The following is a 10,632-nucleotide window of genomic DNA, read 5'->3' as shown; positions in this document are numbered from 1 at the left end:
ATCAAGGCGCCGGAATGCTTCTATATCGAGAAGAAGCTGCGCGAGCGCATGAAGATTCCCGTTTTCCATGACGATCAACATGGCACGGCAATCATTGCGTCGGCGGCGATTCTCAACGGGCTGAAAGTCGTCGGCAAGAAGCTGGACGAAATCAAGCTCGTGTGCTCCGGCGCGGGCGCGGCGGCGATCGCGTGTCTGGATCTGCTGGTTCACCTCGGCCTGAAGAAGTCGAACACGCTCGTGGTCGATTCGAAAGGCGTGATCTACGAAGGGCGCGGCAATCTGGATGCATCGAAGGAGCGCTATCAGGCGAGCACCGACGCGCGCACGCTCGGCGATGCGATGCACGGCTGCGACGTGTTCCTCGGCTGTTCGAGCGCGGGCGTGCTGAAAGCCGAGATGGTCACGACGATGGCCGACAAGCCGCTGATTCTCGCGCTCGCTAACCCGGAGCCGGAAATCCGCCCGGAAGAGGCGAAGCGCGTGCGACCGGATGCGATCATCGCGACGGGCCGTTCGGACTATCCGAACCAGGTCAACAACGTGCTGTGCTTCCCGTTCATCTTCCGCGGTGCGCTGGATGTCGGCGCGACCACCATCACGGAAGAGATGAAGCTCGCGTGCGTGCGCGCAATCGCGGAGCTCGCCGAAGAAACCGATCAGGGCGATGAAGTCGCGAAGGCCTACGAAGGTCATTCGCTGGAATTCGGTCCGGAATATCTGATTCCGAAGCCGTTCGATCCGCGTCTGATCATCAAGATCGCGCCGGCCGTCGCGCAAGCCGCGATGGATTCGGGCGTGGCGACGCGTCCGATCAAGGACATGGACGCGTATCGCGAGACGCTCGGCGCGACGGTGTACCGCACGGGCATGGTGATGCGTCCGGTGTTCGCGGCGGCGAAGGCGGCGCCTGCGCGCATCGCGTTCGCGGAAGGCGAAGACGAGCGCGTGCTGCGCGCTGCGCAGTTCGTGCTGCTGGAGAAGATCGCGAAGCCGATCATCATCGGGCGCCCGGCTGTCGTCGAAATGCGCCTGCAGAAGATGGGCTCGAAGCTGAAGCCGGGCGTCGATTTCGAAGTCGTGAACCCGGAAGACGATCCGCGCTATCAGAAGAGCTGGCAGGCGTATCACGAAATCGCCGCGCGCGAGGGCGTGACGCCTGAAAGCGCGAAGGCCGCGCTGCGCAAGTTCAATACGCTGATCGGCGCGATTCTCGTCCATCTCGGCGATGCCGACGGCATGATCTGCGGCTTGATCGACACGTATCAGGATCATCTGAAGTTCGTCGATCAGGTGCTCGGCAAGTCGGCCGATGCGAAGAACTTCGCCGCGATGAATCTGCTGATGCTGCAAGGGCGCAATCTGTTCATCAGCGACACGTACGTCAACGAGACGCCGACGCCCGAGCAACTCGCCGACATGACGATTCTCGCGGCGCGCGAGATCGAGCGCTTCGGCATTCAGCCGAAGGTCGCGCTCGTGTCGAATTCGAACTTCGGCAGCGTGCCGAGCGCATCCAGCAAGCGCATGGCCGAGGCGAGGAAGCTGATCGCGGAGCGTGCGCCGCATCTCGAGATCGACGGTGAAATGCACGGCGATGCAGCGTTGTCGGAAACGGTGCGAAAGGCGGCGTTCCCCGGCACGACGCTGCACGGTGAGGCGAATCTGCTGATCATGCCGAACGTGGAAGCGGCGAACATCACGTACAACCTGCTCAAGATGGTGAGCGGCGAAGGCGTGACGGTTGGGCCGTTCCTGCTCGGCGCTGCGCGGCCGGTGCATATTCTGACGCCCGCGGCGACCGTGCGGCGGATCATCAATATGACGGCGGTGGCGAGCGCCAATGCGGGTGTGGCGAAGGCGAAGTAAGGTTCATTGCTGAAGGCAGAACGGCGATCCGGGGGACTGGATCGCCGTTTTTATTTTGGCGCGGCTTGCCTCGAAGGGTCGTCCGATTCGGCGTTGCGGGGGAGATAGCTTGGCGCCGGGCATGAAAAAAAGGCGATTCGCTTTCGCGAATCGCCTTTCGACAATCGAGCGCAACGGTGTCAGGCGACCGCCCGTTTCTCCCCGCCTTCATTGCTCCGCCACCGCGCCAGCAGCTTTTCCCACTTCAGCTTCGCCGCCTTCACGTTGTTTTCCTTGATGTGCCCGTACCCGCGCATCGAGTCCGGCAGACTCGCGAGCTCGATGGCGAGCGGCAGCTTCTGAGCCGTCAGCCCGCCGATCAACTCACGCACCAGCGCCTCGTACTCGTCGATCAACGCCCGCTCCATCTTCCGCTCTTCCGTGCGCCCGAACGGATCGAGCGCCGTGCCGCGCAGGAACTTGAACCGCGCCAGCACGCGCATCGCGGACATCATCCACGGCCCGTATTGCTTCTTGACGAGATGCCCATGCGCGTCCTTCTTCGACAAGGAAGGCGGCGCAAGATGCATCTTGATCTTCCAGTCGCCTTCGAAGCTCGCGCGCACCTTTTCGATGAACGCCGGATCGGCGTACAAACGCGCGACCTCGTATTCATCCTTGTAGGCCATCAGCTTGTGCAGGTTCTTCGCGACGGCCTCGGTCAACGCATAGTCGCCAGCGCCGAGTTCCGCCTCGGCAGTGCGCACCGACGCAACCAGCCGCGCATAACGCGCCGCATACGCTGCGTTCTGATACCGCGCGAGATAGTCGAGCCGCTTGTCGATCATGGCGTCGAGCGCTTTCGGCGTATGCAGCGCGATGACCTTGCTGGCCGCCGCGTCCTGCGTGCCGTGAGCAAGCCGCGTCACGCTGGAGAGATCGTGCGCCGCGCGCCGTCCCCACTCGAACGCCGCCAGATTCTTCTCGACCTGCACGTTGTTCAGCTCGATTGCGCGGACCAGCGATTCATGCCGCAGCGGCACCCAACCCTTCTGCCACGCGAAGCCCAGCACGAACGGATTCGTGTAGATCGCGTCGCCCATCAGCGCGACGGCAAAACGGTTCGCATCGACGAGCGCGACATGCTCGCCCGCTGCCGTGCGAATGTCGGCTTCGGCGCTCGCGCCCGGAAAGCTCCAGTTCGGGTTCTTGATGAACTCGGCGGTCGGCGTCTGCGCGCTGTTCACGACGACGCGCGTGTGATCCGGCTGCATCCGCGAGCCGCATTCGTTGCTCGCGGTGACGATCGCATCGCAGCCGATGACGAGATCCGCCTCGCCCATCGCGATGCGCGTCGCGTGGATATCGGCGGGGCGGTTCGCGATCTGCACGTGGCTCATCACGGCGCCGCCTTTCTGCGCGAGGCCGGTGACATCGAGCACCGTGACGCCTTTCTGCTCCAGATGCGCCGCCATGCCGAGCAGCGCGCCGATCGTCACCACGCCCGTCCCGCCGACGCCCGTCACCAGCACGCCATACGGCCGTCCGATTTCGGGAAGCTCCGGCATCGGCACGGCGGGCATGGCGTCGCCGGAGACGCTCGTCGCCTTCGGCTTCTTCAGTTGCCCGCCTTCCACGGTGACGAAGCTCGGGCAAAAGCCGTTCAGGCACGAGTAGTCCTTGTTGCACGTCGACTGGTTGATCTGCCGCTTCGTGCCGTACTCGGTGTCGAGCGGCTCGACCGACAGGCAATTCGACTTCACCGAGCAATCCCCGCAACCTTCGCACACCGCCTCGTTGATGACGACGCGCTTCGCCGGATCGGGGAACGCGCCGCGCTTCCTGCGCCGGCGCTTTTCGGTGGCGCAAGTCTGGTCGTAGATCAGGATCGACGTGCCGGAAATTTCGCGCAACTGGCGCTGAATGTCGTCGAGTTCGTCGCGATGGTGCACTTCGATGCCCGGCGCGAGCCCGACATTCGCATCGTACTTTTCAGGCTGGTCCGTCACGATGACGATCTTCGCCGCGCCTTCGGCCGCCAGTTGATGCGTGATCTGCGGCACGGTCAGCACGCCATCGACGGGCTGGCCGCCGGTCATCGCGACCGCGTCGTTATAAAGAATCTTGTAGGTGATGTTCACCTTCGCCGCGATCGCCGCGCGGATCGCGAGCAGGCCGGAGTGAAAGTACGTGCCGTCGCCGAGATTGGCGAAGACGTGCTTGTCGTTCGAGAACGGCGACTGGCCCACCCACGCGACGCCTTCGCCGCCCATCTGGCTGAATGTGCTCGTGCTGCGGTCCATCCACACCGTCATGTAGTGACAGCCGATGCCCGCCATCGCGCGCGAGCCTTCCGGCACGTTCGTCGATGTATTGTGCGGACAGCCCGAGCAGAACCACGGTTTGCGCTCCACCTCGACGCGCGGCCGGGCGAGCGCTTTCTCTTTCGCGTCGATGACGGCGAGCCGCGCGCCGATGCGCGCGCGCACGTCGGCGGGCAAATCGAACTTGTCGAGACGCGTGGCGATCGCCTTCGCGATGATCGCCGGCGACAGCTCGTAATGCGCGGGAAGCAGCCAGTTGCCCATCGGCACGGACCATTCGCCGCCTTTGCCGTCCTTTTCGTCGAACTTTCCGAAAACGCGCGGACGCTCGGTATCCGGCCAGTTGTACAGCTCTTCCTTGATCGCGTATTCGAGAATCTGGCGCTTTTCCTCGACCACCAGAATCTCTTCCAGTCCGCGCGCGAATTCCTGCGCGCCCTGCGCTTCGAGCGGCCACACGCAGCCGACCTTGTAGAGACGAATGCCGATTTGCGAGCACGTCGCGTCGTCGAGGCCGAGATCGGTGAGCGCCTGACGCACGTCGAGATACGCCTTGCCGCCGGTCATGATGCCGAAGCGCGCGTGCGGCGAATCGATCTCCACGCGATCCAGCTTGTTCGCGCGCACATAGGCGAGCGCGGCGTACCACTTGTAATCGAGCAGACGCGCTTCCTGCACGAGCGGCGGATCGGGCCAGCGAATGTTCAGGCCGCCTTCGGGCATCGCGAAGTCGGTCGGAATCACGATCTTCGTGCGATGCGGATCGATATCCACGGAGGCCGACGACTCGACGACATCGGTCACGCACTTCATCGCGACCCAGAGGCCGGAATAGCGGCTCATCGCCCAGCCGTGCAGGCCGAAGTCGAGGTATTCCTGCACGTTCGACGGGAACAGCACCGGCAGGCCGCACGCCTTGAACAGATGCTCGGACTGATGCGCGAGCGTCGATGACTTCGCGGCGTGGTCGTCGCCGGCGAGCACCAGAACGCCGCCGTGCGCAGCCGATCCCGCGGAATTGCCGTGCTTGAAGACATCGCCCGAACGGTCGACGCCCGGGCCTTTCCCGTACCACATCGAGAACACGCCGTCGTATTTGGCGCTCGGGTACAGGTTGACTTGTTGCGAGCCCCACACGGCTGTGGCGGCGAGATCTTCGTTCACGCCCGGCTGGAATACGACCTGATGCCCGGCGAGATGCTTCTTCGCCTTCCAGAGCGACTGGTCGAGACCACCGAGGGGAGAACCGCGATAGCCGGAGATGAACCCGGCGGTGTTGAGCCCGGCGGCCTTGTCGCGCTCTTGCTGGAGCATCGGCAGGCGCACCAGCGCCTGGATGCCGCTCATATAGGCGCGGCCGCGTTCGAGCGTGTATTTGTCGTCGAGCGTGACGGATTTCAGCGCGGCTTCTAGGGAAGCTCTTTGTTCTGCGTCTAGCGGGGCGTTCATTATGTGTACTCCTCCACCCGGGATTTTGGGATCACCAAAGCATTTCTCGGGCCGACGCGTCTTGTGAACGCTTGGCCGGGATTCTAAGTTTGCCGGTGCAACCCTGTTTCAGACACTGGTAAATACCCGTTAAAAATTCCTCACTTGCCGATGCTTTGCGTTAATTCCTTGATGATTTGACCGTCATCGAGAGGGTTTTGTTACAGCGTGTAAATTCGACCGGTTTGCGGAACCCTCGTGCTCAGGTCTGTCTAAAATGGCGCTTCCGGGAAACCCCGCGCTGTTCTTTTTTGCGCGTTTGGCTCCCGAAAGCAGGCTGTACGCACGTAGTTAGAAGGAGATAACGATGAAACAACGCCACATCCAGAGTTTTCTGATGGTTTCGGCGGCTTTTTTTGCCATCAACGCGCCGGTGGGCGGCGCACAAGCGAATAATGCGACGCCGTTCGGGGCGTCGTCGGTTGCACAGGTCGCGCAAGTGCGCGTTCAGTCCGTTCAGACTGGCGCTCAGAAGCGCCGCGAATCGGAAAGCAGCGACGACGAGACGGCGGGCTGACCCGTCATCGCGGCCGTGTTTCGCACATCGGCTGCCGGAAACGAAAAAGGGACATGCACTGCATGTCCCTTTTTTATGGCCGCCGTTGGCGTCAGTTCGCCGTCGTGTCTTTCAGCACGCCGCGGCGCATCTGATCCAGTTCGATCGATTCGAAGAGCGCCTTGAAATTGCCTTCGCCGAAGCCCTGGTTGCCCTTGCGCTGGATGATCTCGAAGAAGATCGGCCCGATCTGGTTCTCCGTGAAGATCTGCAGCAGGATTTCGTCCTTGGTGCCGTCGATCAGAATTTTGCGCTTTTTCAGTTCCGCGACCGATTCGACGTGGCCCGGCACGCGGCGATCCACGAGTTCGTAATACGTATCGATGGTGTCGAGCAGCGCGATCTTGGCGCCGCGCAGGCCGTCGACCGTGGTGTAGATGTCGTTCGAGCCGAGCGCGATGTGCTGAATGCCCTCGCCGTGATACGCGTCGAGATATTCCTGAATCTGTCCCGCGTTTTCCGAGCCTTCCTCGTTGATCGGAATGCGGATCTTGCCGCACGGCGAGGTCATCGCTTTCGACTTCACCGCCGTCACCTTGCCTTCGATATCGAAATAGCGGACTTCGCGGAAATTGAAGAGCCGCTCGTAGAACTCCGCCCATTCGACCATGCGGCCCCGGTGCACGTTGTGCGTCAGGTGGTCGATATAGGTCAGGCCGTGACCGACCGGATTCTGCTCCGCGCCCGGAATCGGCTCGAAGTCGACGTCGTAAATGCTGATGTCGCCGATGCTGCCCGGCTCCGCGCCGTTCTTGCCGCGCCAGCGGTCGACGAAGTAAATCAGCGAATCGCCGATCCCTTTGATCGCCGGGATGTTCAGCTCCATCGGGCCGGTCTTGTTGTCGAAGCCCCACGCGCCGAGTTCGAGCGCGCGCTGGTAGGCCTTGGCCGCATCGGCGACGCGAAACGCGATGGCGCAGATCGACGGTCCGTGGAGACGCGCGAAGCGCTGCGCGAACGAATCTGGCTCCGCATTGATGATGAAGTTGATCTCGCCCTGGCGATACAGCGTCACGTCCTTGTGACGATGTTTCGCAATCGCCGTGAAGCCCATTTGCTCGAACAGTTTGCCGAGCGCGACGGGATCGGGCGCGGTGTATTCGATGAACTCGAAACCATCGGTGCCGACGGGATTTTCCCAAGTCGATGCGGTCATGCGTGTCTCCTGATATGAATGCGGTGCTGATTGCGCGACGTGGAGATAGTTTAGACAGGTGGCGCTAGCAAAAACTTGCGAAACAAATCGCGCGTTCCTAAGATTCGGCACGAAGCTGCCAACACTACGCACTGTGGAGCAAGAAAATGGCCGAGCCGGAACTGGACGTGATCGATCGAAGAATTCTTGCGATTCTTCAGGAGAATGGGCGACTGTCGAATCAGGAGATCGCGGATCGCGTGAGTCTCTCGCCGAGTCCGTGTCTGCGGCGCATCCGGCGTCTAGAGGAAACGGGCGTGATTCGCGGTTACGTCGCGCTACTCGACGCGAAAAAGCTGGGACTCGGCCTGCTTGCGTACATCAACGTGCGTCTGGAGAAGCGCGGCGGCACGCAGGTCGTGGCCGGCACGCCGAAAGCGCAGACGCACGGCGACCTGTTTCGCGAGGCGGTGCGTTCGTGGCCTGAGGTCGTCGCCTGCGACGCGATGACCGGCGAAATGGATTTTCTGCTGCGCGTGCAGGTGCGCGACATGGATGATTTTTCGCGTTTCGTGCAGGACGAGCTGCTGCATCATCCATCGGTGATCGACGTGCGGTCGAGTTTTTCGCTCGAACGCATCAAGGAAACGACGGTTCTGCCGCTGCGCTAGAAATGGAAAAGGGCGGTCGATGCCGCCCTTCTAGATGCTCACCGCAAAGAGGATTACGCGGCGTCTGCCGTCGGCATGAACGCCTGGAAAACCTGCGACGCGCGGTGCGCCTGGCGCTTGATCGCGTAATCGAACACGGCGGCCTGCTCCTGGAGCAACTCGGCCATGATGCTGCTTTGATCCGCAGGCGTGAGCGAGAGATAAGCGTCCGCTTCGCCGTACGCGTATTCGATCTTCATGCCGGACTTCTTCGCGATATGCATCATCGTCGAATTGCGCGACAGGCAGTGCATGTACAGCACGGAGACGTGCGTGTTGCGGCTGCGCATGGCGGCGCGCTCGAACAGCTTCGAACCGATGCCGCGGCCACGCGCGCTTTCGAGCACGGAGACGCCGAATTCGGCGGTGCGCTTGTCGCCTTCTGCGGGAAGATACGCCAGATGGCCGACGCCGATCAGTTCCAGCGCGCTCCCGAACACGCCGAAGACCTTGTCGTTCGAGAAATTGAGATTGCGCACGTAGTTCTCGATGACGTGATCTGGCACGACTTGCCCGAAACGCAGAAGGCGGTCGTCTTCGTCGAGTGCGAGGAAGTGCGTGAGGAGACGTTCGCGATCTGCCGACGACAGTTCACGGACGAGAACCGGCATACGCGCGTCTTTGAGCGGCAGATCGCTCGCGACGATCTGCTCGGCAGTGCGGTTGATGGTCAGTTCCACGGTTGTTCCTCCTTCATTCGTCATGCAGCATGCTGCAAAGCAAAACGAATTTTAGCCGATTGCGGAGAAACGAGTACGGGAAAACCCCTAAAAAGCACTAGATCGCACGTTCTAAACAGCTAATGAAAACGATTAGAATCTATAAAAATCAATAGCTTAAGAAAATTGCGAAAACACAACGAAACACCGACCGGCCGGTTTGTTGTGCTGCATCAAATTAGTCTCTGAGGCCGTTTTCGATCATGTCGACGACCTGCTCGGCAAACTCGCCGTAGCCGAGCTTGCCGCCCGGCTTGAGCCACGTGAACGTCCAGTTGATCATGCCGAATACCATCATCGTGAGCGCGGTCTGGTTGTCCTTCGTCGCCCGCTTCGGATAAGCGCGGGCGAGCTGACGCGCGAACGCGGCCACGATGTCGCGCTGCCGGTCGAGAATGATCGCGCGCTGCGCTTCCTCCAGATATTTCACGTCGTTGAGCAGCGCGACGTGCCGGCTGTGCGAGGTCTCGTACTCCGCGAGAAACGCGCGCACGAGATCGGCGAACGATTCGCGCTCGCCCAGTCCGCGCCGCTGGCTTGCGCCTTCCACTTCCGCGATGATCAGCATCAGTCGCTTCGTGTAGCGGTCGAGGAGATCGAAGAGGATCGCCTCCTTGCTCTCGTAATAGTGATAGAGCCGCGCTTTCGACGTGCCGCTCGCCGCGGCGAGATCGGCCATCGAGGTGCTGGGATAGCTCGTCTGCGCGAATTTCGTGGCGGCGAGTTCGAGAATCTGTTCGCGTTGCGTCTCGTGGTCGGGCGCTTTGGTACGGGCCATGTGTTCGTAGTATGCGTTCTTATAAATTCAGCGGCGTAGCTCGGCCTGACTGATCTCGGACGGCGTGCCGCGAATTTTAAGCCGTCCTGCCGTGACGAGTTCGCGGCAACGCCAAAAAGCGATGGAATCGGAGAGCATGAAGTCGAAGCGCTGACCCATCGCGGCGCCCGCGATCTCGCGCGCAGGCTTCCATTCGGGGCCGGCGAGATCGAGCAGCGCTTCATCGACATCGATCCAGGTTCCGGAGACGAGCATGTTGTCGCGCAGGCGGCGCGTGTCGGCGCTGGCGTGCTTCGCTTCCTGCCATTCGAGCGCGAGACGGCTGATACGCAGCACCGAGATCGGCGCCGCGGTCGGCAGTTTCGCGAGCAGTTGCTTCGGCGAGAACATGCCGACGGCCGTCGCGCGATCGGCGCGGCCGACGCGTTCCGGACTGCTCTCGTCGCTGGCGATCGTGAGATCGTCGTGGGTCAGTTTCGCTTCGTTCAGGCGCTGCGGCGCGTTGCGCAGATGATAGGCAACGCGCCGCAAGGTCAGTTGATCCGCCGCGCTCTGACCGTGCCACACGACGAGCTGGCCATCGCCGCGCGCGAGACGGCCAAAGAGCGCCTGCTGTTCTTCGAGTTCGTCCTCGAAGTCGATCGCGCTGTTCAGCACCTGTCGCCAGAACGCCGCGCGTGCAAGCGGCGATTCGTCGATATCCCTGATCGGGCCGACGGCGAGATCGTCGCGCAGCGCGATGACGCGCTCGTCGCGTTCCGCGCGTCGCAGCGCTTCCGTGAGAGATTGGGCCGCGCAATCGCCATTCGTGACGTGAATCATGTTCATCGGTGTCGGGATGCCGGAAAGACAAAAGGACCGCTCGGTCGGGCGGTCCTAGTTTACGCGAATCGAATGACGACCGGCTGTGATCTAGCGCTCGTCGAAACTCACGACCACACGCTCGCTCACCGGATGGCACTGACACGTCAGCACGAAGCCATCATCGATCTCATGCTGTTCGAGCGTGTAGTTCTTCTCCATCTTCACTTCGCCTTCGAGCACTTTCGCGCGGCACGTGCAGCACACGCCACC

At 61.9% G+C, this 10,632-nt stretch carries 9 protein-coding genes; 3 read left to right on the top strand and 6 right to left on the bottom strand.

Annotated elements, in window-relative coordinates; translation table 11 throughout:
* A partial coding sequence (locus AWB70_RS37795; RefSeq protein ID WP_060854258.1) for an NADP-dependent malic enzyme occupies positions 1 to 1,869 on the top strand: 1,869 nt, incomplete at its 5' end.
* A 179-nt stretch (positions 1,870 to 2,048) separates the two neighbouring features.
* Here the strand turns inward: AWB70_RS37795 and AWB70_RS37790 are convergent.
* On the bottom strand, positions 2,049 to 5,621 hold the full coding sequence (locus AWB70_RS37790; RefSeq protein WP_053567104.1) for an indolepyruvate ferredoxin oxidoreductase family protein: 3,573 nt from the start codon (positions 5,619 to 5,621) through the stop codon (positions 2,049 to 2,051).
* A gap of 346 nt (positions 5,622 to 5,967) precedes the next feature.
* Between AWB70_RS37790 and AWB70_RS37785 the strand changes: the two genes are divergently transcribed.
* Entirely contained in the window at positions 5,968 to 6,177 is a 210-nt protein-coding gene (locus AWB70_RS37785; RefSeq protein WP_053567103.1) for a hypothetical protein, read from the top strand.
* Between the two features lie 91 nt (positions 6,178 to 6,268).
* On the opposite strand, the gene hppD is transcribed toward AWB70_RS37785, so the two are convergent.
* Entirely contained in the window at positions 6,269 to 7,372 is a 1,104-nt protein-coding gene (gene hppD, locus AWB70_RS37780) for a 4-hydroxyphenylpyruvate dioxygenase (RefSeq protein ID WP_014192502.1), read from the bottom strand.
* A 146-nt stretch (positions 7,373 to 7,518) separates the two neighbouring features.
* Between hppD and AWB70_RS37775 the strand changes: the two genes are divergently transcribed.
* Entirely contained in the window at positions 7,519 to 8,022 is a 504-nt protein-coding gene (locus AWB70_RS37775; protein WP_053567102.1) for an Lrp/AsnC family transcriptional regulator, read from the top strand.
* Positions 8,023 to 8,075: 53 nt separating this feature from the next.
* On the opposite strand, the gene AWB70_RS37770 is transcribed toward AWB70_RS37775, so the two are convergent.
* The 4 genes from AWB70_RS37770 to AWB70_RS37755 form a co-directional block, all read right to left on the bottom strand.
* Positions 8,076 to 8,672, bottom strand: coding sequence for a GNAT family N-acetyltransferase (locus AWB70_RS37770; protein WP_175582487.1), 597 nt, complete (start codon positions 8,670 to 8,672; stop codon positions 8,076 to 8,078).
* A gap of 286 nt (positions 8,673 to 8,958) precedes the next feature.
* Positions 8,959 to 9,558 carry a TetR/AcrR family transcriptional regulator gene (locus AWB70_RS37765; protein WP_014192499.1) on the bottom strand — a complete coding sequence of 200 codons (600 nt, stop codon included), beginning with the start codon at positions 9,556 to 9,558 and terminating at the stop codon, positions 8,959 to 8,961.
* Between the two features lie 27 nt (positions 9,559 to 9,585).
* Positions 9,586 to 10,386 (bottom strand): DUF1835 domain-containing protein, encoded by an 801-nt coding sequence (locus AWB70_RS37760; protein WP_014192498.1) that lies wholly within the window; start codon positions 10,384 to 10,386, stop codon positions 9,586 to 9,588.
* Between the two features lie 84 nt (positions 10,387 to 10,470).
* Positions 10,471 to 10,632 (bottom strand): 2Fe-2S iron-sulfur cluster-binding protein (locus AWB70_RS37755; protein WP_143281700.1); only part of this gene is annotated, 162 nt, incomplete at its 5' end.

It is taken from the genome of Caballeronia cordobensis (assembly GCF_001544575.2).
Classification (GTDB): Bacteria; Pseudomonadota; Gammaproteobacteria; order Burkholderiales; family Burkholderiaceae; genus Caballeronia; species Caballeronia cordobensis.
This window is presented reverse-complemented; position numbering and strand designations above follow the sequence as displayed.

Coding starts and splice junctions, on each gene's coding strand:
- AWB70_RS37790 (WP_053567104.1), bottom strand. CDS start 5,621: ATGAACGCCCCGCTAGACGCAGAACAAAGAGCTTCCCTAGAAGCCGCG.
- AWB70_RS37765 (WP_014192499.1), bottom strand. CDS start 9,558: ATGGCCCGTACCAAAGCGCCCGACCACGAGACGCAACGCGAACAGATT.
- hppD (WP_014192502.1), bottom strand. CDS start 7,372: ATGACCGCATCGACTTGGGAAAATCCCGTCGGCACCGATGGTTTCGAG.
- AWB70_RS37760 (WP_014192498.1), bottom strand. CDS start 10,386: ATGAACATGATTCACGTCACGAATGGCGATTGCGCGGCCCAATCTCTC.
- AWB70_RS37775 (WP_053567102.1), top strand. CDS start 7,519: ATGGCCGAGCCGGAACTGGACGTGATCGATCGAAGAATTCTTGCGATT.
- AWB70_RS37770 (WP_175582487.1), bottom strand. CDS start 8,672: ATGCCGGTTCTCGTCCGTGAACTGTCGTCGGCAGATCGCGAACGTCTC.
- AWB70_RS37785 (WP_053567103.1), top strand. CDS start 5,968: ATGAAACAACGCCACATCCAGAGTTTTCTGATGGTTTCGGCGGCTTTT.